Raw genomic sequence first — 22,587 nt, forward strand, 5'->3', positions numbered from 1 at the left:
GTTTCGCGCCGGGCGTGCAACAATTCCGGATCAGATGTCGAGCGTGTGGTCGCGCTCCCACTGGGTGAAGTGGGAAGCATAGGAATTCCATTCCTGCTGCTTGAGCTTTAGATAGGCCGACGAGAATTCCTCACCCAGCGCCGCCTTGAGCGATTTGTCGTTGTCAAACTCGCGCAACGCGTCGAGCAGGTTGAGCGGCAGCTTCGGCGCGCCCTCGACCGTATGGCCGAACTGGTACATGTCGATATCGTAGCGCCGGCCGGGGTCGGCCTTCGAGCGGACGCCGTCAAGGCCGGCGGCGATGATCACCGCCTGCAGCAGATACGGGTTTGCCGCGCCGTCCGGCAGGCGCAGCTCGAAGCGGCCGGGGCCGGGCACGCGCACCATGTGGGTGCGGTTGTTGCCGGTCCAGGTCACCGTGTTCGGCGCCCAGGTGGCGCCGGAGATGGTGCGCGGTGCGTTGATGCGCTTGTAGGAATTGACCGTCGGGTTGGTGATGGCGGCAAGCGCGGACGCATGTTTCATAATGCCGCCGAGGAAATTCCTGCCCTTGGCCGACAGGCCGAGCTCCATCGCATTGTCGGCAAAGACATTGGTCTTGCCGTCTTTGTCCCACACCGAGATATGCGCATGGCAGCCATTGCCGGTCAGGCCCTGGAAGGGTTTAGGCATGAAGGTTGCGCGCAGGCCGTGCTTTTCGGCGACCGATTTCACCATGAATTTGAAGAAGGAATGCTTGTCGGCGGTCGCCAGCGCATCGTCGAAGGCCCAGTTCATCTCGAACTGGCCGTTGGCGTCCTCGTGGTCGTTCTGGTAGGCGCCCCAGCCGAGCGCCAGCATGTGGTCGCAGATCTCGGCGATCACGTCGTAGCGGCGCATCACCGCCTGCTGGTCGTAGCAGGGCTTGGACGCCGTGTCATATTCGTCGGAAATCGTCTTGCCATCCGGCGAGATCAGGAAGAATTCGGCCTCGACGCCGGTCTTGATGTGCATGCCGTCGCCAGCAGCCTCCGCGATCAACCGCTTCAGCGTGTTGCGCGGCGCCTGCTCGACCGATTTGTCGTCCATGATGCAGTTGGCGGCGACCCAGGCGACCTCCGGCTTCCAAGGCAACTGGATCACCGAGGCCGGATCCGGCACCGCCAGCATGTCGGGATGCGCCGGCGTCAGATCGAGCCAGGTGGCAAAGCCGGCAAAGCCGGCACCGTCCCGCTGCATGTCGGCGATCGCCTGCGCCGGCACCAGCTTGGCGCGTTGTCCACCGAACAGGTCGGTGTAGGATATCATGAAATATTTGACGCCCTTTTCCTTGGCGAAGGCGGCGAGATCGTTCCCCATTATAGTTCCTCGCTTACTGGCATTTGGTTTGTCTTAGAAGCCGTTCTTGCCCGGTATCCAGTTGGTGCCGGCCAGCGGCACGCCGGCCATGGCGGCGGCTTCGATCGTCAAGGCCACAAGATCCTCGGGCTCGAGATTGTGCAGGCTGTTTTTGCCGCAGGCGCGGGCGATTGTCTGAGCCTCAAGTGTCATCACCTTAAGATAATTCGCCAGCCGTCGGCCGGCCGCGATCGGATCGACCCGTTTCATTAGCTCGGGATCCTGCGTGGTGATGCCGGCCGGGTCGCGACCCTCATGCCAGTCGTCATAGGCGCCGGCGGTGGTGCCGAGCTCGTTGTATTCCGCCTCCCAGCGCGGGTCGTTGTCGCCGAGCGCGACAAGCGCTGCCGTGCCGATCGACACCGCATCGACGCCGAGCGCCAGCGCCTTGGCGACGTCGGCGCCGTTGCGGATACCGCCGGAGACGATCAGCTGCACCTTGCGGTGCATGCCGAGGTCCTGCAGCGCCTGCACGGCCGGCCTGATGCAGGCAAGCGTAGGCTGGCCGACATTTTCAATGAACACTTCCTGGGTCGCCGCAGTGCCGCCCTGCATGCCGTCGACGACGACGACATCGGCGCCCGATTTCACCGCAAGCGCGGTGTCGTAATAGGGCCGCGCGCCGCCGACCTTGACGTAGATCGGCTTTTCCCAGTCGGTGATCTCGCGCAGTTCGAGGATCTTGATCTCGAGGTCGTCCGGCCCGGTCCAGTCGGGGTGGCGCGAGGCCGAGCGCTGGTCGATGCCTTTCGGCAGCGTGCGCATTTCGGCGACACGGTCGGAGATCTTCTGGCCGAGCAGCATGCCGCCGCCGCCTGGCTTGGCGCCCTGGCCGACGACCACTTCGATCGCGTCGGCGCGGCGCAGGTCGCGCGGGTTCATGCCGTAGCGTGACGGCAGATACTGGTAGACCAGCGTCTTCGAATGGCCGCGCTCTTCCTCGGTCATGCCGCCGTCGCCGGTCGTCGTCGAGGTGCCGGACAGCGTCGCGCCGCGGCCAAGCGCTTCCTTCGCCGGGCCGGACAGCGAGCCGAAGCTCATGCCGGCAATAGTGATCGGGATTTTCAGTTCGATCGGTTTTTTCGCATAGCGCGAGCCGAGCACGACGCTGGTGTCGCAGCGCTCGCGATAGCCTTCGAGCGGGTAGCGCGAGATCGAGGCACCGAGGAACAGAAGGTCGTCGAAATGCGGCAGCTTGCGCTTAGCGCCGGCGCCGCGGATGTCATAGATGCCGGTCGCCGCGGCGCGGCGGATCTCGGAAAGCGTGTAGTCGTCGAAGGTCGCGGATTTGCGCGGCGTCGTCGGCGGGTTGCGATAGGTCATTGAGCCTCAATACGCGTCGGCGTTGTCGATATTGAAATTGTAGAGGGTACGAGCCGAGCCATAACGCTTGAACTCCGCCGCCTTGACGCCGGTCACACCGGCGCGGTCGAGCAAGCCTTGCAGCAATTCGAGATGCTCGGGCCGCATCTCCTTGGCGATGCAGTCGGCGCCGAGGCTTTCGACCTTGCCGCGCACGAAAAGCCGCGCCTCGTAGATGGAATCGCCGAGCGCATCGCCGGCGTCGCCCAGCACCACGAGGTTGCCGGACTGCGCCATGAAGGCCGACATGTGGCCGATATTACCATGGACGACGATGTCGATGCCTTTCATCGAGATGCCGCAGCGCGACGACGCGTTGCCTTCGATGACGAGCAACCCGCCCCGGCCGGTGGCGCCGGCATACTGGCTGGCATCGCCTTTGACGACGATCTGGCCGGACATCATGTTCTCGCCGACGCCGGGCCCGGCCGAGCCATGCACGGTGATGGTGCCGCCGTCGTTCATGCCGCCGCAATAATAGCCGACGCTGCCGCGCACATCGATGGCGACCGGCTGGTCGACGCCGACGGCGACCGAATGGCTGCCTCGCGGGTGGAGCACCTCCCAGGCGGTCTCGTTCGAACCGGGCGCCAGATCGTGCAGCGCTTGGTTGAGCTCGCGCAGCGACATTTCGGCCAGATCGAAGACCCGTGATGCATGGCCCGGCTCGCGAGCCGCCTTGGAGAGGTTAATTGCCGGCATTGGTTCAATGCTCCCAAAAATAGACGGTTGCGGGCTCGGGTTCCCAGACCTTCGCATTGTCTATGCCGGGCAGTTTGGTGAGCGCACGATATTCCGAGCCGAAGGCGACATACTGGTCGGTTTCGGCCATTACGGCGGGCTTGCAGGCGATCGGGTCGCGCACCACGCCGAAGCCGTTCTTGGTGCCGACGACGAAGGTGAAAAACCCGTCGAGATCACTCAGCGTGCCTTCCAGCGCCTCGCCGAGGTTCTTGCCATGCGCCATCTGCGAGGAGAGATAGGCGGCAGCGACCTCGGTGTCGTTCTCGGTCTCGAATGTCATGCCTTCGCGGATCAGCTCGCGGCGGACATTGTTGTGGTTGGACAGCGAGCCATTATGGACCAGGCACTGGTCGGCGCCGGTCGAGAACGGATGCGCGCCCATCGTCGTCACCGCCGATTCGGTCGCCATGCGGGTATGGCCGATGCCGTGCGTGCCGGTCATCTCGCGGACGCCGAAACGGTCGACGACCGCTTCGGGCAAGCCGACTTCCTTGTAGATTTCGACGACGTCGCCGGCGCCCATGATGCGGATGTCGGGGCGCAGCGCCTGGATCGTCTCGCGTGCTTCGTCGATCTTGGCAGGCGTCGTCCGGACCACGGCATGCGTCGACTTCGCAGCAATGCTCACCGGCGCGCCGATTGCCTTGGCGAGTTCGGCGTCGAGGCTGCGGAAATCGCGCTCCGGCTTGGCCGACTGGATGGTGATCTTGGCTTCATTGGAGGGCGCGCCATAGATGGCGATGCCGGCGCTGTCGGGACCGCGATCGCTGAGCGAGATCAGCATCTCCGACAGCATCGCGCCAAGCTGGGGCTCGAGCGACTTGTCCTTCAAAAACAGTCCGACGATTCCGCACATGTCAGCCTCCGCGAGTTTGTTCCCTCCGAGATGTATCGAATGAGTCCCGGGAATTCAATTGGTATGAAAAAAATTTTCCTGTCGTTATATATCGGCTGAGGCGCCGCCGGCCGCACTATCGCTGCGCTGGCCGCCATTGTGAACCCATTTGGCATAGCGGATGCGGGCGATCTTGTAGGCATCCAGGATCGACAGGGCATAGATCAGGAAGCCGCCGGCATGGCGTCCGACGAAGCTGGCGTCGGGCGGCGCGATCTTGGCGGTGACCCAGGCGAGGATCACCATGAAGAACAGGAATTGTAGGCCGCGCACCGGCACGCCGAGCACGACATGCCCGCTCGCCGGCAAAACGATCGCAGCGCCCAGAACCAGATAGGGGCTCGGTGGTGCGGGGGAGGTGGTGATCTGGCTGGTCATGCCGCTTGCCGTTCGCTTTGATTGATGGCATCGCGCAGCGCCGAAGCCGACGACAGCAGCCTCTCGATCAGCACCGGATCGAGCCTGACCGTGCCGAATTCGGCTTGCCGGAATACGCCGTAGCGCGCCCGCTCGGCCTCGGCCAGCAGCCAGACGATGCGCACGCCGTTCGGCGTGATCAGCAATTCCTTGGCGCGCTCCTCGGCAAAGACATCGAGGTGGCCGGCGATGATGGCTTCGGGGAAGCGCACGCCCTTGCGGTCGCTCCGCAGCACCGCCTCGGCCGGAAACCCCGCCGCCTTCGGCAGCGGGTGGACGAGATGATCGAAATTGGAAAAAGTCGTCGGCGATCCCGGCCGCATCATCATATCGAAAGTGCCTGGTATCGCGACCTTTTCGGTGATCGAAACGCTAAGCCAGCGCGCCGGCAGCTTCCTGATCGCCAGCGTGTCGACGATGGTCCGCACCTGCACCCGCCGGCCGTTCCACGAGCCGGCGAAGGTGACGACGCCGGCAGTGCCGTCCGAGACGTTGGCCGCGTCGGGGACGACGACGCGGACGCCGGCTTCGTCGGCGGCAAGCCCGGTCGAAGCCTTGGCGCGGCTGGCCCGCGCAAGCCAGGCTATATGGAGGACGAGAGCCAGGGCAACCGCCCCGGCGAGCAATGCTGAGATCACCTAACGCACCTCGTCACGCAAATGCCCGCCCAGACCGGGCGCGCCGTCAGTAGCCCTGCGGCTTCGGCCACGGCATGGTGAACTGGGCGCCACGGCGCACGAATTTGTAGCGGTAGAAGTGGAACCACAGCGAGATCAGGAAGTAGAAGGCGACCATGGCGATCAGCTGCGAGCCGAAGCCGAGGAAGATCGCAAAGAAGGTGACGACGCAAAGGCAGAACAAGACGATCGCCGGCAGCGGATGGAACGGATGGGTGTAGCCGCGGCGGATCGAGCCGAGCGGCCACTTTTTCCTGAACATGATGATGTTGATGCTCATGAAAGTGTATTGCAGCACGCCCGACAGGATCGAGAAGGTGATCGCCTGGTTGAGGTCGGCGATGAAGGCGAAGGCGAGCGCGATCGGCAGCAGAAACAGGATCGAGCGATAGGGCGTGCGGTATTTCGGATGCACCGCCGAGAACCAGGTCGGCAGATAGCGGTCGCGGCCGAGCGAAAACCAGGCGCGCGCGGCGTCGTTGATGCAGCCATTGGCGGAGGCGAGCGCGGCAAGCAGCGTCGCGATGAACAACAGGTTCTCCAGCAGCGCACTGCCGGTCAGTTTGCCTGCATCCCACAGCGGATAATAGGTGATGCCGAGATATTCCCAGGGCATCATCGAGGCGCAGACATACCAGGTCATGGCGGCGGCGATCAGAAGCGTGATCATACCGGCCATCGTGCCGTAGGGCAGCGAGCGCGCCGGCGAGCGCACTTCCTCGGCGGCCTGCGTGGTGCCCTCGATGCCGAGATAATACCAGATGCCGAACTGGAAGGCGGCGATGACGCCGATCCAGCCGTAGGGCAGGGCGTTGCCCGGGGTCACCAACTCGTTGAGCTTGAGCACGGCGCCTTGCGTCCACGGGCTGACCGAGAAGAACAGGATGACGATCGAGACATAGGCGATGGCGGTGATGACGAAGTTGACGTTGAGCGTCATCAGCACGCCGCGATAGTTCAGCCATGCCAGCACGACGATTGTCGCGGCGATGAAGGAATTGTGGTTGAGGCCCTCGACGCCGGCCTTGGCGACGATGGTGTCGCCGAGCAGGATCGCGTCCGACACTTCGAGCATGGTGTAGGCAAAGACCAGGAACAGCGCGACGTTGAAGGCCATCAGCGGCCCGACAATGTGCTTGGCCTGCGCATATTGGCCGCCGGCGGCGGCAACCGTCGAGGTAACTTCGGAATCGATCATCGCGACCGAGGTGTAGAGCAGGCCGACGATCCAGCAGACGATCAGCGCCGCCAGCGCGCCGCCCTTGTCCGCCGCGAAATTCCAGCCGGTGAATTCGCCGACCAGAACGATGCCGACGCCGAGCGCCCATACATGGGCGGGGCCAAGCACCCTGAGCAGTGAAACCCTGTCGCCCTGCACTTGCACCGCTGGTTCAGCCGTGATCGTCATCGCTCAATCCCCCACTCAGATCCGGTGTTTTTCGGACACGGCTTCAAGTTCGCCTTCCCTGGACGAGGTCAGCATCTCTTCGGAATAGGTCGTGTCGATCTTGAACCAGTCGTAGAGCATCCACAGCGCGAGCACGATCGAGATGCCCCAGCATGCGTAAGAGAGTGCCACCCACATGACGATGCTTCCTATCTATTTGTCGCCGAACTTTTCGTCGATGACGTCGCGGTATTCGCGGTCCGATGCGCGGAACAGAAAGATGAAATAGCCGATCAGCACCGCCGCCATGATGATCAGCGTCGGCCAGTCGATGATGTAGTGGAACCGGTTCTGGATGATGTCGTGCGCGGTTTCCGGCGTGTAGCCGAGCTTTTCCCAGATCGAGGCCATGGTCGGGTTCTGGCCGAGCGCTTCCCACGTCTTGGCGTCGAGCGCGTCGATGGATTTTGCCGCCCCTGCCAGACCTAGTTTCAGCGGCAGCCACAGCGCAACGAAAATCGCGACCACGACGACGGCGATATCGAAAACCTGTCCGGCCTTGCTCTGTTCGGGCGGTGTATAGCGGGCCATGCGTCTCCCCCTCAGGACTTGCGGTTGCGGTAGGCGTCGGCGTTCTTGATGTCGAGGCCGTAGATGAAGTCCTTGTCTTCCTTGTAGTGGTTGACCATCGCCAGGATGGCGGCCGTGTTGAAGATCAGCACCGCGGCGGCGGCGACCGCGACGACGAGCTTGATGCCGGCGTCGGGGACGTATGGCCATGTCATGAACAGGACAAAGAGGATCGTCGCCCACAGGCAGACGATCAGGAGCACGGATCCACGCACGTCGGAACGGTACAACGCTTCCACGCGCTGTTGCAGGTCGGACATCGGCTTTCCCCTTTTTCAACGCCGGTCCAGATTGGCCGGTCATTGCCCTCTTTCAAGAGAGTGAAATTTTTTTCATAAAATCCGGCCGAATTGTGGAATTGTCAAGACGATTTTACGCGACGTTAACCGTTTGTTTGGGCGCGCCGGATTTGCCTGACAATGAAATTATTTGCTTACGGGTATTGCAGGCTCCCGGCGTTTGCGATCAATATTCAAGCCAACGCTCCCGCCTGTGTGCAGGGAGCAGGGGAAAGCAAAAAAGTTTCTTTCGAACGGAGGACAGCGGATGACGGCATCCTGGAGATTTTCGACGCTTGCGGACCGCCATCGCGCGCTCGGCTCGAAGCTCGAGGACTGGAGCGGCATGGGCACCGCCTGGACCTACGACAAGGACGCCGACGAAGAGTATATCGCCATCCGCACCAAGGCCGGCCTGATGGACGTGTCCGGCTTGAAGAAGGTCCACATCACCGGGCCGCACGCCTCGCACCTGATCGACCTGGCGACGACGCGCGACGTCGAAAAGATCTATCCCGGCAAGTCGGCCTATGCCTGCATGCTCAACGAGGCCGGCAAGTTCACCGACGACTGCATCCTCTACCGCACCGGCCCGAATTCCTGGATGGTCGTGCATGGCTCGGGCACCGGCCATGAAGAGTTGCAGCGCGCTTCCGTCGGTCGCGACGTGTCGCTGCGCTTCGACGACAATCTGCACGATCTTTCGCTGCAAGGCCCGACCGCCGTCGATTATCTGGCAAAGCATGTGCCCGGCATTCGCGACCTCAATTATTTCCACCACATGCAGACCCAGTTGTTCGGCTTTCCGGTGATGATCTCGCGCACCGGCTACACCGGCGAGCGCGGCTACGAGATCTTCTGCCGTGGCCAGGACGCCGGAACGATCTGGGACAGGATCCTCGACGAGGGCAAGAGTGCCGGCATCATCCCGTGCCGCTTCACCACGCTCGACATGCTGCGCGTCGAGAGCTACCTGCTGTTTTACCCCTACGACAATTCGCAGAAATACCCGTTCGAGAACGAAGGCCCCGGCGACACACTGTGGGAGCTTGGTCTCGACTTCACCGTCAGCCCCGGCAAGACGGGCTTTCGCGGTGCCGAGGAGCACTACCGCCTCAAGGGCAAGGAGCGCTTCAAGATCTTCGGCGTGCTGCTCGAAGGCAAGGAGCCGGCCGACGAGGGCGCGCCGGTCTATCGCGACGGCAAAAAGGTCGGCGTGGTGACCTGCGCCATGTATTCGCCGCTGGTCAAAAAATCGATGGGCATTGCCCGACTCGACGTCGACTGCGCGGTGCAGGGCACCAGGCTCGAGATCCGCAACAAGAGCGGCACCATCAGCGCAACCGCCGAGCCGCTTCCTTTCGATGATCCGAAGAAGACCAAGCGCACGGCGAAAGGCTGAGGCATACTGCGGGTATGGCAGCGAAAAGCATCATCAGTCGCCCGGTCTATGGGACCCTGTCTCCGCAGCCTGGCAAGCATCATCTTTTCATAGCGGATGCAGAGGGAGCGCTGGCGATTGCCGATCTGGCCGCCAAGGCACCGGCGGATTTCTTCGGTGGCGCCCACATCATCTTCATTCCCGGCCGCGACGGCAAATACGCCGATGCGCTCGAAGCCCTGAAGCCGGCACAGTTCTACCTCGGCCATTCCTTTGCCAGCGCCCTGCCGCGGCTGAAGCAGACGCTGGCCAACGCGCATATGGGACTCAGGCTCTATCTTGCCGGCACCGAGGGGCTGATCGGCCAGGCCATGCAGGCGGCGCTGGAAGCCGGCATCGACCACACCTCGGTTCAGACCGAGCATCGCGGCTCGCTGGCGCGCCGCATGCAGTGCGTCCACTGCAAGGGCATCACCGAGAACGTGACGACGCAGCCGGCAACCTGTTCGCATTGCGGCCTCTTGCTTCTGGTGCGCGATCACTATTCGCGGCGCCTCGCCGCCTTCCAGGGCGTCTGCATCAACGCCGAGGACCGCAGCGAAATTCCTCCGATCGAGGAGGTCTTTCGATGAGCACCGGCACCACCAAACTCGATGTCGTCGTCAGCGATGTCGTCCCGGTCAACGAGCTGGTGACGCGCTTTCATTTCCGCCGGCGCGACGGCGAGCTTTTGCCGACCTTCTCCGGCGGCGCCCATGTCGTCGTCGAGATGCGCGATGGCGAACGCACCAGGCTCAATCCCTATTCGCTAATGGGCTCGCCGCTCGACACCAGCGAATACACCATCTCGGTGCGCCGCGACGACGCCGGCCGCGGCGGCTCGCTGTTCATGCACAGGCAGGTCAGGCCGGGCACGGAGATGGTGGTCAGCTACCCCGTCAACCTGTTCTCGCTCGATCTGCGCGCCAGGAAGCATCTGATGCTGGCCGGTGGCATCGGCATCACCCCGTTCATGGCGCAGACCGCGCAGCTGGCGGCGGAAGGCGGCAATTTTGAATTGCACTACACCTGCCGCACCGCCTCGCTCGGCACCTATGCCGACCTGCTGAGAGAGCGCTACGATCGCCGGGTCAGGCTCTATCACGATGACCGCGACGAGCGCGTCGATCTCGACCGGCTGCTGTCGTCGCAGCCGCTCGGCACGCATCTCTATGTCTGCGGCCCGTCCGGCATGATCGACTGGGTGCGCGATCGCGCGGCTGCCTTAGGCTGGCCTGCCGAGACCGTGCATTTCGAGCATTTCGCGGCACCGCAGCCCGGCGCGCCCTTCGACGTGACGCTGGCGCTCAGCGGCAAGATCATCCGTGTCGACGAGCAGCAGAGCCTGCTCGAGGCGATCGAGGCGGCCGGGGTCGATCCGCCCTATCTCTGCCGCGGCGGCGTCTGCGGCCAGTGCGAGACCAACGTCATTTCGCATGACGGCAAATTCATCCACAACGACCACTGGCTGAGCGAGGAAGACCACCGTTCGGGCTGCAAGATCATGCCCTGCGTCTCGCGCTTCGAGGGCAGGTCGCTGGTGCTGGAAAGATAGGAGGCGAGCTTGGGCATCACCTTTCGTAAGGAAACCTTCCGCGACGACTTCACGTTCAGGAACAGCCCCGAGCACATCAGGCGGTTCCCGTTCCCGTTCCATGAAGACAGCTACATGTATGCCGTCAACATCGAGCCGCATGTCGTCGGGCCGAAGGGCAGCGTGCTGGACAATTTGATCGACGTCGACGAGCACTATGTCGCCGAGATGCAGGACCGCGCTTTGGTGCTGGCCGAGGATCCGCTGCGCTGCCAGTCGCTGCCGCACATGACGCTGGCCGGCTGGGATCTGCTCGAGCTTTTGATGGAGCAGCAGGCGCTGGGCTATCCCGAGCATTTCACGCTGACGCGCCATGGCGACCGCTGGCGCTGGATCAACCGGCCGCTCGGCATCGACGACAGCTTCACATTCGGCGACGTCTCGACGCTGCCCTATGGGCCGATGGAATACATCACCCGCCAGAGCCAGGGCGATTTCTGCATTCTCGACCAGCGCGACGGCAATCTGTGGATGGATGCCGGCATGGTCACCACCCAGGCCGACTGGTCGCTCGATTTCGACATCGGCATGAACTTCTTCGAATGGCACGCGCCGGTGCCGCTGGCGCATGAGAAGGGCATCTTCGTCCGGGCGCTGAAATTCCTCACCAACATCCAGCAGGGCAAGCCGGCGCGCCGGCTGAACTGGACGATGACAATCAATCCTCGCCTCGATACCAGCCCGGAAAATTATCACAAATGGGGTCCGGACCGGACCACGGTGACGCCCAAAAACGTCGGCGACAAGGTCCATCTGCGCGTCGAGCTGCAGAGCTTCTGGCGGCTGCCGCGCTCGAATGCGATCGTCTTCCCGATCCGCTGCTACCTGATCAAGATGGACGAGCTGGTGACGCAGCCGAAATGGGCAAGGCGCCTGCACCGCGTCATCCGCGACCTTCCCGACGAACTCGCCAACTACAAAGGCCTGACGCGCTACCGCGCGACGCTGGTCGAATGGCTGTCGAAGCTGGATGACGGCAGTGCGACATCGCCGGGGTTCGGGCCGGATTGAGGTTCTGTTTGCGAGGTTCGCGCTGCCCGTCAAGCTGCCAATCTCCCCCCAAGGGGGGGAGATGCCCGGCAGGGCAGAGGGGGGCGCCGTAGAGCGCCGGCCTTTAGCCCCCTTGCGACCAATCGAGGACGAGCTTGCCCTGCAGTTCAACGTAGCAGCGCGTGGAGGTTACGGCATGGATCCTAGGGTCTCCGCTACGTCGCTTCGCTCCTGCTCCGCCCTAGGATGACGAAGTGAGGGACGCTTCAGCTAACCTCGAAACTTGCGAATTGCCGTCGGCCACCACCCTCTAAGCCGCGATGCAACTGCCAATGTCCGACATCCGCGATTAGCCTTGGACCCCACGCCTTCGTCATCCTAGGGCGAAGCAGGAGCGAAGCGACGTAGCGGAGACCCTAGGATCCATGCCGTTACCGTGGCCGTGGAGTGCAGCGATCCAGGATTGCTTGCGCGCCCTCATCTCCGGCTCACCCCGCGCTGCTCTGCGGATAACAGATGATCGACAAATACCGCATCGGCAGGACGCTCAGCACTTCCGGTCCGTGCGGCGCATCGGCGTCGAAGAACAGGCTGTCGCCAGGCCTCATCGGGTAGAGATTGCTGCCGTGCCGGTAAACCACCTCGCCCTCGAGCATATAGAGGAATTCCATGCCTTCATGCTGGAAGGTCGGGAACACGTCGGAATCCTCGGTCAGCGTGATCAGATAGGGTTCGACGACGACGCCGCTGGTGTTGGAGCCGATATGGCCGAGCAGATTGTACTGGTGGCCGGCGCGCGTGCCGCGGCGTTCGACGTCGAGGCCTTCGCCGGCCTTGACGAAGACGGCACTGCGCTCTTCCTCGAAGCGGCGGAAGAAGGCGGTGACGGGAACGCCGAGCGCCCGCGACAGCGCCTGCAACGTGGTCAGCGATGGCGAGGTGATGCCGTTCTCGATCTTCGACAGCATGCCAAGCGAAATGTCGGTGGCGGCAGCCAGATCGGCGACGGTGATGCCGAGCTTCTTGCGGAAGGCCCGCACCTCGCGGCCGATCGCGACCTCCAGGACTTTTTCGCGGGTGTCGCGAATGGCGTGCGGGTTCTGGGTGAGCGGCGCGCGTATCTTGCGCGGATCGATTGCAGCGACCGACGGCTTGGCCTTGGCGGCGACGACGGCCGCAGCGGGCTTTAGACTGGATGCTTTTTTCGCCATGTTGCCACCCCGGACCTTGCCGATTCATTTCACTCACGGTGAACATATTCGGTGCCGATACAGAAGCGCAACTGCCACGGCAAGCCACCCGTGTCGAATTGCGCAATGTCTGGATTTCGCCCGAGCTACTGCGTCGCTTGGAAATCCAGCTGGGCGAAACGCGGTTTCGCGACAAGCCCTGTTGACAGCATCGAAGGGGCAATTACTGTCCTGTCAGTGAAATTTGTTTCGTTAGGGAAATGAGATCGGGAGGCCCGCAATGAAAGATCGTGTTGCCGTCATCGGAGCCGGGCCGTCCGGCATGGCTCAGCTCAGGGCCTTCAAGTCGGCTGCCGACAAGGGCGCCGACATTCCCGAGATCGTCTGCTTCGAAAAGCAGTCCGACTGGGGCGGCCTGTGGAACTACACCTGGCGCACCGGCCTCGACGAGCACGGCGACCCGGTGCACGGCTCGATGTACCGTTACCTCTGGTCGAACGGCCCGAAGGAATGCCTCGAATTCGCCGACTACACCTTCGAGGAGCATTTCGGCCGGCCGATCGGCTCCTATCCGCCGCGCGCCGTGCTGTGGGACTACATCAAGGGCCGCGTCGAAAAATCCGGCGTTCGCCAATGGGTGCGCTTCAACAGCCCGGTGCGCATGGTCACCTTCTCCGAAACGACAAAAAAATTCACCGTCACCGCGCATGACCGCACCAGCGACGTCACCTACTCGGAAGAGTTCGACCATGTCGTCGTCGCCTCGGGCCATTTCTCCGTGCCCAACGTTCCCTATTTCGAGGGCTTTTCGACCTTCAACGGCCGTATCCTGCACAGCCACGATTTCCGCGACGCCATGGAATTCAAGGGCAAGGACATTTTGATAATCGGCCGCTCCTATTCAGCCGAGGACATCGGCTCGCAATGCTACAAATACGGCGCCAGATCGATCACCTCCAGCTACCGCTCGAAGCCGATGGGCTTCAAATGGCCGGAGAACTGGAAGGAAGTGCCGCTTCTGCAGAAGGTCGTCGGCAAGACGGCGCATTTCAAGGACGGCAGCACCAAAGACGTCGACGCCATCATCCTGTGCACCGGCTACCTCCATTCCTTCCCGTTCCTCACCGAGGATTTGAAGCTGAAGACCGCCAACCGCATGTGGCCGGACGGGCTCTACGAGGGCGTCGTCTGGGAGAAAAACCCGAAGCTGTCCTATATCGGCATGCAGGACCAGTTCTACACCTTCAACATGTTCGACGCGCAGGCCTGGTTCGCCCGCGACGTCATCATGGGCCGCATCAATCTGCCCTCGGCCGAAGCCATGGCCGAGCACGGCCGGAAATGGCGGGCACGCGAGGAAACGCTTGAAGACGCCGAGCAGATGATCTGGTTCCAGGGCGACTACACCAGGGAGCTGATGGAGCAGACCGACTATCCCGGCTTCGATGTCGAGGCTGTCAATCAGACCTTCATGGAGTGGGAGCACCACAAGGCGCAAGACATTATGGGCTTCCGCGACCATGCCTACCGCTCGCTGATGACCGGCACGATGGCGCCGCTGCATCATACGCCCTGGCTGCAGGCGATGGACGATTCGATGGAAAGCTATCTCGAGATGAAGGGCGTGGCGGCGGAGTAGCAGTCCGAACGGCGATTGACTTGCCTCAGACAACTTCCCGCGCCGGGTCGGCCGCCAGCGCCAGGGAATTTGCGACGTGCTCGAGGTGCTCCTCGTCCAGAATGCTGGTCGCGACTCGGACAGCGTTCGTTTTTCCGGTCGAAAACTTCGCCCCGGCATGGACCGCGATGCCGTGGGCGGCCAGCGTGACCATCGCGTAAGGTTCCGAAGCAACCGGAATGAGGACGCTGAGACCGTGTCCGGCGTTGATATCGACATTGCGTTTGGCCAGTTCGCCGGCGAGCCGTTCGCGACGGCCGCGGTATACCTCCTTCGCCTGCTCCACCAGGGCGGCCGTGGCCGGGTCGTGCAGCAGCCAGGCGGTGGCGGCCTGCAGGATGCGGCTGGTCCATCCCGAGCTGAAGCTGCGGTAGGACTGGATCTGCTCGACGATCGTCGCCGATCCGGACAGCACGGCGAGCCGCAAATCCGGGCCGTGGGTCTTGGAATAAGACAGGATATGGACGACGCGATCGGGAAAACGCCGGCCAAGCGAAATGCGCGGCGCCGAGGCAATATCGCCGACGCCGTCATCTTCGACAATCAGCACGTCGGTGCCGGCGAGCAGGTCGCCGATGACTTCCAGCCGCGCCGACGACATGCAGGCGCCGGTCACCGAATGGACGCGCGGCTGGAACAGGAACGCGACGGGCCGCTGCCGCAGAGCGTTGGCAAGTGCATCCGGCAAGGGACCGTCGCTGTCGCAGTCTACCGGGATGATCGGCACATCGAGATCCTCGAGGATGTCGAGCAGGCGAAGCGCCGTCGGGTGTGGCCACCGGCGCTCCCGGCGGGACCAGCGCATGCAGCAAGGTGTAGATGGCGTTGTAACCGCCATTGGTGGCCAGGAACGCGCCGGGATCGTACGGCCATGACGGGCGCACTGCCGCCTCCAGCTCGGGCAGGATGCGCACCCGCTCGTAGCTGTTGAGCTTTTCGGCGCGCGCACCATGCGCCAGCGCGATGTCGAGCGGCGCCAAGAGCATCACATCGGGCTCCGCGATCGCCAGGTTCAGAACATCCTGTCCGTAATTGCCACCGCTCATGTGGCGCTCGGGCCGGGCGGCAAAGCGGTTGCCCATGATCCAGGTGCCGTTGCGTCCGCGGCCGCCGATGATCTTGTAGCGCCGCAACTCGCTCCACGCCTGCGAGACCGTCGCCGGGCTGACGCCAAGCACATAGGCCAGATCGCGCACCGGCGGAAGCTTTGCGCCGACAGGCAGCGCGCCGCTTCTGATCAGCGCACTGGTCTCGCGTGCGATGCCGCGCATCGTGCGGTCGCCAAGGCGCTCGGCGAACCATCCTGCATCGAAATCCATCGGCACCCGCAACCGTTAAAGCTAATGTTCAATAACATAATAACATTTGATCGGCCAAAAATAAACATTTACCAATCGCCGGTCAAACATAGTCTTGAAGTTCATGCCGATGCCCGTCTCCATCACTATAGCCACCCGCGATTGGGACTATCTCACCCCTTTGGTGCTGGGTGACGTCACTTCGAGCCGCTTGTCGGTGAAGGTTGACCGCGTCGCCACGCTCATTCCGGATCTCGGCACCGATCCGAACTACGATGCGGCGGAGGTCTCATTCAGCCGTTATGTGTCGGCCATGGCTTCCGGCAGGGATACGGTGGTTGGAATACCGTGCTTCATCATGCGCGGCTTTCGCCATCGCTGCATCATAACGGTCGAGGCCAGCCCGCTGGAACGGCTTTCCGACCTTGCCGGCAAACGCATCGGCGTGACCGGCTGGCGCGATTCCGGCAACACATGGACGCGCGCGGCACTTCGCCGGGCAGGCGTCGGCGTCGAGGATGCCTATTGGTTCGCCGGCAGGCTGACATCGGAGCACCCGATCGCCGACCGCCTCGACGGATTCGGCAGGCCGGGGCGCATCGAAGCAGCACCAGGTGAGCGCCCGATGATGGAGCTGCTGTCGCAAGGCGAGCTCGACGCCGTTTTCACGCCCTTCATGCCGGACGGCTTTTTCGGCCCGGCTTCCGGCTTCCGGCAAGTGCTGCGCGATTTTCGCGCGGCCGAACGCGCCTATTTCGCCGACGCCGGTTATGTCCCGGGCATGCATGTGGTCGCCGTCAAGGCGGCAGTGGCCAGGGAGCACCCCTGGCTGCCGCAGGAACTCGCCAGGCTGATCGACGAAAGCCAGCGCGTCTGGACGGGAAAGCGCCGAAAATATGCCGATACCTCGCCCTGGATCCTCGAGGAGCTGCTTCATGCGGGGCGCGACCTGCCTGCCTCCTGGAACGCCAGCGGCCTGCCGGCCAACCGGCGCATGATCGAGGATTTCGTCACCGAGCTCCATGCCCAGGGCATTCTGGCGGAACCGATTTCCGCCGAAGCCTTGTTTCCTTTCGAGGCCAGATCGCGGGCCACCGCAGCCTGACAACGTACAACGAAGAACACGAAGGAGAATGCCACCAATCAGCTTCATATTCGCCTCGCTCGTCACCATGCTGGCGCAGGCCAGCTTTGCCCAGGATATCCAGAAGCAATCGGTGAACGAGGATTTGCGGGCCCGGCTGCCGGAAGAGATCCGCACGGCGGGAAAGATCACAGCCGTCAACAACGGCTCGTTCCCGCCCTATGAGATCGTCACCGGCACCGAACTGTCGGGGGCGACCAGGGACATTTCCGACGCCATCGGCCAGCTGCTCGGTGTCGAGATCGATCATGCCTCGGTCGCCGGCCTGCCGGCTTTGCTGAGCGGCATCAATGCCGGCCGTTATCAGTTCGCGATGGGGCCTGTCGGCGACTATCCCGACCGGCAGAAATCCAACGACTTCATCGATTGGGTGCGCGAATACGTCGTCTTCGCCGTCGAGAAGGGCAACCCGCAAGGCATCACCTCGCTCGACACCGCGTGCGGCAAGCGCATCGCCGTCATGTCGGGTGGCTCGGCCGAGAAGGTCATCAAGCAGCAGGCGCAGAAATGCACCGAAGGCGACAAGCCGGCCGTCGAGGTGCAATCCTTCACCGACCAGCCGAGCTCGATACTGGCCGTCCGGTCGAAACGCTCCGACGCATTCTTCTCCTCGCAGGCGCCGCTGACCTATTTCGTCGAGCAGGCGAAGGGCCAGCTGGAACTCGCCGGGGTCGGCCAGGCCAACGGCTTCAAGGACATCTACCAAGGCGCCGTCGTCAAGAAGGGTTCGCCGCTGGGCGGCGTGCTGCTCGATGCCTTCAAGATCCTGATGAAGAACGGCACCTACGCCGCGGTCATGAAGAAGTGGGGTCTCGAGAAGAACATGATCGATGCGCCAGGCATCAACCAGGGCCAGTAGAGGCTGCCATGACCGATGCCACCGCTGCCTACGCGGCCGGGCTGCCGCGACGTCCCGACGACGCGCTGCGCGACGTCAAACAAGCCCACCGGCCGTTTCCGCTCGTCCGGCTGGCGCTCTGGGCGTTCACCGTCGCCGTGGCAGCCGGCTTCGCCTATATCGTTGCAGTCAACCCGAATTTCGGCTGGCCGGTGGTCGCCCAGTATTTCTTCGATCCGACGGTCATGCAGGGGCTTTCGGTGACGCTCGGCCTGACGGTCGTGGCAATGATCCTGGGCATCGTGCTCGGCCTGCTGCTCGCCATCGCGCGCATGTCGAGCGACAGGCTGGCATCCCTTCTCTCCGGCCTGTTCATCTGGTTCTTCCGGGGAACGCCGCTGCTGGTGCAATTGATCCTGTGGTACAACCTTTCGACGCTGTTTCCGCGCATTTCCATCGGCTTCGCCAGCTGGAACACCAACGACCTGATCACGCCGTTGACCGCCGCCGTTCTTGGTCTAGCGCTGAACGAGGCCGCCTACATGGCCGAGATCATCCGTGGCGGGCTGCTGTCGGTGGACAAGGGACAGGCCGAAACGGCTGAAGCCTTCGGCATGACCCGCGCCCGGTCCTTGCGGCGCATCATCATCCCGCAGGCGATGCGGTCGATCGTGCCGCCGACCGGCAATCAGCTGATCAGCATGATCAAGGCGACGTCGCTTGTCAGCGTCATCGCCATGGCCGACCTGCTCTACTCGGTGCAGTCGATCTACAACCGCACCTTCGAAATCATTCCGCTGCTGATGGTTGCAGTGCTGTGGTACCTGCTGATCACCTCGGTCCTCAATGTCGCGCAAGGCGCGATCGAACGCCACTACAGCCGCGGCGACCGCGGCGCGCGCGAGAAGACGGCGACCGCCACCCTGGAGGCCGCCAATGAGCGCGCATGACACGCCTCTGGTCCGGGCGCGCAACGTTCACAAGGCCTTCGGCCCGCTCGAAGTGCTGAAGGGCATTGATCTGGACGTCGCGCCTGGCGAGGTGGTGGTCATTCTCGGACCGTCCGGCTCCGGAAAGTCGACCTTCCTGCGATGCATCAATCATCTCGAGGCGATCGACCAGGGGTCGATCGAGGTGGACGGCGAGCAGATCGGTTACCGGTTGCACGACGGCCGCCTCGACAAGCTTTCCGACCGCGCGATCGCCGCTCAGCGGCGCAAGATCGGCATGGTGTTCCAGCAGTTCAATCTCTATCCGCACATGACGACCCTGCAGAACGTCATCGAGGCTCCGGTCGGCGTTCACCGGGAGAACCGCAAGGAGGCGATCGGCTACGCCCGCGAACTGCTGACCCGTGTCGGTCTTGCCGACAAGATCGACGCCTATCCGCGCCAGCTTTCAGGCGGCCAGCAGCAGCGCGTCGCCATCGCGCGTGCGCTCGCCATCCGCCCGAAATTGATGCTCTTCGACGAGCCGACCTCGGCGCTCGATCCGGAGCTGGTCGGCGAGGTGCTCGCCACCATGCGCGATCTCGCCAGGCAGGGCTTGACCATGATCGTGGTCACGCATGAGATCGGCTTCGCCCGCGAAGCGGCGGATCGGGTGGTGTTCATGGACGACGGTAATGTGATCGAGGCCGGGCCTCCGGACGAGGTTCTCGCCAAACCCAGACACCCGCGCACGCGGGCTTTCTTGAGCCGTTTCATCTAAAAGCAAAGCCGGCGCGGCACCTGCTCGGCCGGCAAAGGACCTTCCATGCCAAAGACCTCCAACCAGTTCGCCGATATTTCCGACTTCGCCGACAAGGCCGCCGAGCTTGCAGCGGCCCGCCAGCACCTGCACGCGCATCCCGAGCTTTCATTCCAGGAGCACGAAACGGCTGCATACGTTGCCGAACGGCTCGAAAGCTGGGGCTATGAGGTGACGCGAAATGTCGGCGGGCTCGGCGTCGTCGGTCGCCTGCGCCAGGGCAGCGGCCGCAGCATCGCCATCCGTGCCGACATGGACGCCCTGCCGATCACCGAAGCTACCAATCTCCCTTATGCCAGCCAGGCCAGCGGCAAGATGCACGCCTGCGGTCATGACGGCCACACTACGATGCTGCTCGGCGCCGCCGAATACCTGGCGCGCACACGGCATTTCAACGGCACGGTGAACCTTATTTTCCAGCCGGCCGAAGAAGCCGGCAAGGGAAGCGGGGCGCAGGCGACGATCGCCGACGGCCTGTTCGAGCGCTTTCCCTGCGATGCGATATTCGGGCTGCACAACCACCCGGGCGCGCCGACGGGTTCGTTCCTGATGCGCGCCGGGCCGCTGATGGCGGCGAGCGATACCGTCACCATCAGGATCGCCGGGCGTGGCGGCCACGCCTCGCGTCCGCACCTGACGGTCGACCCGATCGTCGCTGCCGCCAACATCGTCATGACCCTGCAGACGGTTGTGTCGCGCAACGTCAACCCGATCGAGACCGCTGTCGTCACCGTCGGCACGATTCACGGAGGCACGGCCTCCAACGTCATTCCGGAACACGCCGAAATCACGTTGAGCGTCCGCTCCTTCTCCGCCGAGATCCGCGACAGGCTCGAGCAGCGTATTCGCAATATCGCAGCACTTGTGGCGCAGGCGCATGGCGCAACGGTCGAGATCGAGTACGAGCGCGGCTACCCGGTGGTGGTCAATTCCGAGCGCGAGACGTCCTTTGCGACAGACATCGCTGTCGAACTCGTCGGTCAGGACAAGGTGTCCGTCTGCCCGTTGATCCCCGGTAGCGAAGACTTTTCTTATTTCCTCGAACACAAACCCGGTTGCTTCCTGCGCCTCGGAAACGGCGAGGATTCAGCCATCCTGCACAGCTCGAAATATGATTTCAACGACGGCAATCTGACCGTCGGCGCAGCGCTCTGGGCTCGTTTGACCGAGAGATTCCTGGCCGCTTGATCCATACTTGCGGCTTGGATTGTCGATCGGCCGGTCGAGCATTATTGGGGCGACCGGCCGCGCGACGATGCTCAACGAATTCTCACGCATTCCCCCTCTTCGAATGCGATAAGGGCTTCGCTTTCAGACAAACAAAAAGTCACCCGTCGTCAGCGGGCTTGTAAAGTTTGCGAGAGTAACTTGATCGACTCCTGCGGTAACGATGGTGTCGGTTCCACTTTGCGCAATTGTGAGATCATCGAACGATTGCACGCCCTCCACGCCACTAAATACAATGGTGTCGTCTTGGGTCTGGCTGAAATCGTAGATGGTGTTTTGGGTTCCGACCTTCATTGAACCATCGTCCTTGAATATGAATTGATCTCTGCCGCCCTGAGCCAGTTCGCTCAGTTGCCCGTCACCCCACATGTCGTTGACGACGGTGCAGCCGGGTGCCGCGCTCCCAGCGTACAGGGTATCGTTTCCGCCCAGAGCCGAACCGGACATTTGCAGAGCGTCGCCGCACAGGAAGTTGCGGACCTGGCCGCTTTCGCTGTTGTCGCCCCCGGTAAGAATGTCGTTGCCGCCCGCGGCGGACCCGGACATAGCGAATGTGTCGCCATACAACTCGCTTTGAACATCAGGACCAGAGCTCTTATTGCCGCCGGTTAGGATATCATTGCCGCCCACAGCATTGCCGGCCATCGCGCCAGCGTCGCCATAGGCGAAATTATGGGTGCCTTGCAGCACGGCCACGTCATCGCCCCCGCTAGCAGAGTCGGACATGATGCCGGCCGCGTCACCATAGAAACTTATCACGAACCCACCCACGCTCGTGAAGGTGTCGTCGCCGCCCTTAGCAAAGTCGGACATATGTAGGCTCGCGTCGCCAAAGAAGGTTTTGGTCTGAATCGTGCCACCAAAGTCTGTGTAATGGTCGTCGCCACCCTGAGCATGGCCAGACATGCTGCGACCGGCATCACCGTAGAAAATAGTGTTGGCGTCACTAGCGCCATTGAAAGTGTCGTTGCCGCCCTTGCTGTAGTCCGACATATCGCCGCTGGTGTCCCCGTAGAAAGCGTTGCTGGAGTCGCTCCTGGCCGTGAAACGGTCGTCGCCACCTTGAGCATGGCCAGACATGTTGTTCCCGGCGTCGCCAAAGAAAATGTTGACGGCCACGCTGGTGCCCTCGAAGGTGTCATTGCCACCCTTGCTGTGGTCGGACATATCGACGCCGGCGTCACCGTAGAAAGTGTTGAAGGAGTTGGGAAAGGCCGTGAAACGGTCGTCGCCGCCCTGAGCATGGCCGGTCATGTTGCCGCCGGCGTCGCCGAAGAAAATGTTGCTGGCTTGCGCGGCGCCCGTGAAAGTGTCGTTGCCGCCCTTGCTGTGGTCCGACATATCGTCGCCCGCGTCACCGTAAGCAGTGGTGGTGGAGGAGCTCGACACCGTGAAGGTGTCGTCACCGCCCCGAGCAAAATTGAACAAGCTCCGAGCCGCGTCGCCGTAGAAGGTGTAAGTCGACGGTGCGGTTTCCGTAAAGGTGTCGTTGCCGCCTCTTGAGAAATCGAGCAGGCTGCCGCCAGCGTCGCCGGTCAAGATATTCGTATTCGGATCGCCTGTGAGGGCGTCATCGATACCCCGCTGATGATCTGCCAGATCACCGGTAGTAAAGGGAACGCGTTTAGACATTTATCCGCTCTCCTGTTGAGCCTACCCGTCCCATGGCAGCCGTACGATGTGAGGCAAAAA

General features: G+C 62.8%; 22 protein-coding genes and 1 pseudogene. 10 read left to right on the top strand and 13 right to left on the bottom strand.

Annotated features, from left to right (window positions below; all coding sequences use genetic code 11):
• Nucleotides 1–30 precede the first annotated feature (30 nt).
• The 10 genes from glnT to NKI08_RS09320 form a co-directional block, all read right to left on the bottom strand.
• A complete protein-coding gene (gene glnT / locus NKI08_RS09275; RefSeq protein WP_023673983.1) occupies nucleotides 31–1,338 on the bottom strand; it encodes a type III glutamate--ammonia ligase in 1,308 nt (435 codons plus the stop codon).
• 33 nt (nucleotides 1,339–1,371) lie between these two features.
• Complete coding sequence (locus NKI08_RS09280; protein ID WP_023673984.1) at nucleotides 1,372–2,700, bottom strand: FMN-binding glutamate synthase family protein; 1,329 nt, start codon at nucleotides 2,698–2,700, stop codon at nucleotides 1,372–1,374.
• A gap of 6 nt (nucleotides 2,701–2,706) precedes the next feature.
• The gene (locus NKI08_RS09285; RefSeq protein WP_352453795.1) at nucleotides 2,707–3,441 is read right to left on the bottom strand and encodes a GltB/FmdC/FwdC-like GXGXG domain-containing protein; all 735 of its coding nucleotides are present in this window, start codon (nucleotides 3,439–3,441) and stop codon (nucleotides 2,707–2,709) included.
• Between the two features lie 4 nt (nucleotides 3,442–3,445).
• The gene (locus NKI08_RS09290) at nucleotides 3,446–4,339 is read right to left on the bottom strand and encodes a class II glutamine amidotransferase (protein ID WP_352542208.1); all 894 of its coding nucleotides are present in this window, start codon (nucleotides 4,337–4,339) and stop codon (nucleotides 3,446–3,448) included.
• Between the two features lie 84 nt (nucleotides 4,340–4,423).
• Nucleotides 4,424–4,756, bottom strand: coding sequence for a hypothetical protein (locus NKI08_RS09295; protein WP_352542207.1), 333 nt, complete (start codon nucleotides 4,754–4,756; stop codon nucleotides 4,424–4,426).
• On the bottom strand, nucleotides 4,753–5,433 hold the full coding sequence (locus NKI08_RS09300) for a hypothetical protein (RefSeq protein WP_352542206.1): 681 nt from the start codon (nucleotides 5,431–5,433) through the stop codon (nucleotides 4,753–4,755). Before NKI08_RS09300 ends, NKI08_RS09295 begins: the two co-directional genes overlap by 4 nt.
• A 46-nt stretch (nucleotides 5,434–5,479) precedes the next feature.
• Nucleotides 5,480–6,880, bottom strand: coding sequence for an APC family permease (locus NKI08_RS09305; protein WP_352472309.1), 1,401 nt, complete (start codon nucleotides 6,878–6,880; stop codon nucleotides 5,480–5,482).
• A gap of 15 nt (nucleotides 6,881–6,895) precedes the next feature.
• Nucleotides 6,896–7,057, bottom strand: coding sequence for a hypothetical protein (locus NKI08_RS09310; RefSeq protein ID WP_023673991.1), 162 nt, complete (start codon nucleotides 7,055–7,057; stop codon nucleotides 6,896–6,898).
• A 15-nt stretch (nucleotides 7,058–7,072) separates the two neighbouring features.
• Nucleotides 7,073–7,450, bottom strand: coding sequence for a hypothetical protein (locus tag NKI08_RS09315; protein WP_023673992.1), 378 nt, complete (start codon nucleotides 7,448–7,450; stop codon nucleotides 7,073–7,075).
• Between the two features lie 11 nt (nucleotides 7,451–7,461).
• Nucleotides 7,462–7,749, bottom strand: coding sequence for a hypothetical protein (locus NKI08_RS09320; protein WP_352472310.1), 288 nt, complete (start codon nucleotides 7,747–7,749; stop codon nucleotides 7,462–7,464).
• Nucleotides 7,750–8,035: 286 nt separating this feature from the next.
• Between NKI08_RS09320 and NKI08_RS09325 the strand changes: the two genes are divergently transcribed.
• The 4 genes from NKI08_RS09325 to NKI08_RS09340 are packed head-to-tail and all read left to right on the top strand — an operon-like array spanning nucleotide 8,036 to nucleotide 11,792.
• Nucleotides 8,036–9,169 carry an aminomethyl transferase family protein gene (locus NKI08_RS09325; RefSeq protein ID WP_352542205.1) on the top strand — a complete coding sequence of 378 codons (1,134 nt, stop codon included), beginning with the start codon at nucleotides 8,036–8,038 and terminating at the stop codon, nucleotides 9,167–9,169.
• Nucleotides 9,170–9,183: 14 nt separating this feature from the next.
• On the top strand, nucleotides 9,184–9,780 hold the full coding sequence (locus tag NKI08_RS09330; protein WP_352542204.1) for a dimethylamine monooxygenase subunit DmmA family protein: 597 nt from the start codon (nucleotides 9,184–9,186) through the stop codon (nucleotides 9,778–9,780).
• Nucleotides 9,777–10,742, top strand: a complete 966-nt coding sequence (locus NKI08_RS09335; RefSeq protein WP_352542203.1) for a PDR/VanB family oxidoreductase — start codon at nucleotides 9,777–9,779, stop codon at nucleotides 10,740–10,742. Before NKI08_RS09330 ends, NKI08_RS09335 begins: the two co-directional genes overlap by 4 nt.
• 9 nt (nucleotides 10,743–10,751) lie before the next feature.
• Nucleotides 10,752–11,792: a heme-dependent oxidative N-demethylase family protein gene (locus NKI08_RS09340; protein ID WP_352768563.1), complete on the top strand. Its 1,041-nt coding sequence runs from the start codon at nucleotides 10,752–10,754 to the stop codon at nucleotides 11,790–11,792.
• Between the two features lie 467 nt (nucleotides 11,793–12,259).
• Here the strand turns inward: NKI08_RS09340 and NKI08_RS09345 are convergent, their stop codons facing one another.
• Nucleotides 12,260–12,982, bottom strand: coding sequence for a helix-turn-helix domain-containing protein (locus tag NKI08_RS09345; RefSeq protein WP_352473419.1), 723 nt, complete (start codon nucleotides 12,980–12,982; stop codon nucleotides 12,260–12,262).
• A gap of 259 nt (nucleotides 12,983–13,241) precedes the next feature.
• On the opposite strand from NKI08_RS09345, the gene NKI08_RS09350 reads away from it, so the two are divergent.
• Entirely contained in the window at nucleotides 13,242–14,600 is a 1,359-nt protein-coding gene (locus NKI08_RS09350; RefSeq protein WP_352473418.1) for a trimethylamine monooxygenase, read from the top strand.
• 25 nt (nucleotides 14,601–14,625) lie between these two features.
• Here the strand turns inward: NKI08_RS09350 and NKI08_RS09355 are convergent.
• A pseudogene (locus NKI08_RS09355) lies at nucleotides 14,626–15,958 on the bottom strand (aminotransferase class I/II-fold pyridoxal phosphate-dependent enzyme).
• A gap of 109 nt (nucleotides 15,959–16,067) precedes the next feature.
• On the opposite strand from NKI08_RS09355, the gene NKI08_RS09360 reads away from it, so the two are divergent.
• The 5 genes from NKI08_RS09360 (at nucleotide 16,068) to NKI08_RS09380 (ending at nucleotide 20,856) form a co-directional block, all read left to right on the top strand.
• On the top strand, nucleotides 16,068–17,042 hold the full coding sequence (locus NKI08_RS09360; RefSeq protein WP_352473416.1) for a substrate-binding domain-containing protein: 975 nt from the start codon (nucleotides 16,068–16,070) through the stop codon (nucleotides 17,040–17,042).
• 67 nt (nucleotides 17,043–17,109) lie between these two features.
• Nucleotides 17,110–17,940, top strand: a complete 831-nt coding sequence (locus tag NKI08_RS09365; RefSeq protein WP_502898545.1) for an ABC transporter substrate-binding protein — start codon at nucleotides 17,110–17,112, stop codon at nucleotides 17,938–17,940.
• A gap of 8 nt (nucleotides 17,941–17,948) precedes the next feature.
• Entirely contained in the window at nucleotides 17,949–18,869 is a 921-nt protein-coding gene (locus tag NKI08_RS09370; protein ID WP_352473414.1) for an amino acid ABC transporter permease, read from the top strand.
• Nucleotides 18,856–19,629 carry an amino acid ABC transporter ATP-binding protein gene (locus NKI08_RS09375; protein WP_023674014.1) on the top strand — a complete coding sequence of 258 codons (774 nt, stop codon included), beginning with the start codon at nucleotides 18,856–18,858 and terminating at the stop codon, nucleotides 19,627–19,629. The genes NKI08_RS09370 and NKI08_RS09375 overlap by 14 nt, the downstream gene beginning before the upstream one ends.
• Nucleotides 19,630–19,674: 45 nt before the next feature.
• The gene (locus NKI08_RS09380; RefSeq protein ID WP_352768572.1) at nucleotides 19,675–20,856 is read left to right on the top strand and encodes a M20 aminoacylase family protein; all 1,182 of its coding nucleotides are present in this window, start codon (nucleotides 19,675–19,677) and stop codon (nucleotides 20,854–20,856) included.
• 123 nt (nucleotides 20,857–20,979) lie between these two features.
• On the opposite strand, the gene NKI08_RS09385 is transcribed toward NKI08_RS09380, so the two are convergent.
• A complete protein-coding gene (locus NKI08_RS09385) occupies nucleotides 20,980–22,527 on the bottom strand; it encodes an autotransporter outer membrane beta-barrel domain-containing protein (RefSeq protein WP_352768575.1) in 1,548 nt (515 codons plus the stop codon).
• Between the last annotated feature and the right edge of the window lie 60 nt (nucleotides 22,528–22,587).

The organism is Mesorhizobium sp. M0768 (assembly GCF_040320195.1).
Taxonomy (GTDB): Bacteria; Pseudomonadota; Alphaproteobacteria; order Rhizobiales; family Rhizobiaceae; genus Mesorhizobium.

Bases quoted from the DNA above. Each gene is read 5' to 3' on its own strand.
- glnT (WP_023673983.1), bottom strand. From the start codon at position 1,338: ATGGGGAACGATCTCGCCGCCTTCGCCAAGGAAAAGGGCGTCAAATAT.
- NKI08_RS09280 (WP_023673984.1), bottom strand. From the start codon at position 2,700: ATGACCTATCGCAACCCGCCGACGACGCCGCGCAAATCCGCGACCTTC.
- NKI08_RS09285 (WP_352453795.1), bottom strand. From the start codon at position 3,441: ATGCCGGCAATTAACCTCTCCAAGGCGGCTCGCGAGCCGGGCCATGCA.
- NKI08_RS09290 (WP_352542208.1), bottom strand. From the start codon at position 4,339: ATGTGCGGAATCGTCGGACTGTTTTTGAAGGACAAGTCGCTCGAGCCC.
- NKI08_RS09295 (WP_352542207.1), bottom strand. From the start codon at position 4,756: ATGACCAGCCAGATCACCACCTCCCCCGCACCACCGAGCCCCTATCTG.
- NKI08_RS09305 (WP_352472309.1), bottom strand. From the start codon at position 6,880: ATGACGATCACGGCTGAACCAGCGGTGCAAGTGCAGGGCGACAGGGTT.
- NKI08_RS09310 (WP_023673991.1), bottom strand. From the start codon at position 7,057: ATGTGGGTGGCACTCTCTTACGCATGCTGGGGCATCTCGATCGTGCTC.
- NKI08_RS09315 (WP_023673992.1), bottom strand. From the start codon at position 7,450: ATGGCCCGCTATACACCGCCCGAACAGAGCAAGGCCGGACAGGTTTTC.
- NKI08_RS09320 (WP_352472310.1), bottom strand. From the start codon at position 7,749: ATGTCCGACCTGCAACAGCGCGTGGAAGCGTTGTACCGTTCCGACGTG.
- NKI08_RS09325 (WP_352542205.1), top strand. From the start codon at position 8,036: ATGACGGCATCCTGGAGATTTTCGACGCTTGCGGACCGCCATCGCGCG.
- NKI08_RS09330 (WP_352542204.1), top strand. From the start codon at position 9,184: ATGGCAGCGAAAAGCATCATCAGTCGCCCGGTCTATGGGACCCTGTCT.
- NKI08_RS09335 (WP_352542203.1), top strand. From the start codon at position 9,777: ATGAGCACCGGCACCACCAAACTCGATGTCGTCGTCAGCGATGTCGTC.
- NKI08_RS09345 (WP_352473419.1), bottom strand. From the start codon at position 12,982: ATGGCGAAAAAAGCATCCAGTCTAAAGCCCGCTGCGGCCGTCGTCGCC.
- NKI08_RS09350 (WP_352473418.1), top strand. From the start codon at position 13,242: ATGAAAGATCGTGTTGCCGTCATCGGAGCCGGGCCGTCCGGCATGGCT.
- NKI08_RS09360 (WP_352473416.1), top strand. From the start codon at position 16,068: ATGCCCGTCTCCATCACTATAGCCACCCGCGATTGGGACTATCTCACC.
- NKI08_RS09365 (WP_502898545.1), top strand. From the start codon at position 17,110: ATGCTGGCGCAGGCCAGCTTTGCCCAGGATATCCAGAAGCAATCGGTG.
- NKI08_RS09370 (WP_352473414.1), top strand. From the start codon at position 17,949: ATGACCGATGCCACCGCTGCCTACGCGGCCGGGCTGCCGCGACGTCCC.
- NKI08_RS09375 (WP_023674014.1), top strand. From the start codon at position 18,856: ATGAGCGCGCATGACACGCCTCTGGTCCGGGCGCGCAACGTTCACAAG.
- NKI08_RS09380 (WP_352768572.1), top strand. From the start codon at position 19,675: ATGCCAAAGACCTCCAACCAGTTCGCCGATATTTCCGACTTCGCCGAC.
- NKI08_RS09385 (WP_352768575.1), bottom strand. From the start codon at position 22,527: ATGTCTAAACGCGTTCCCTTTACTACCGGTGATCTGGCAGATCATCAG.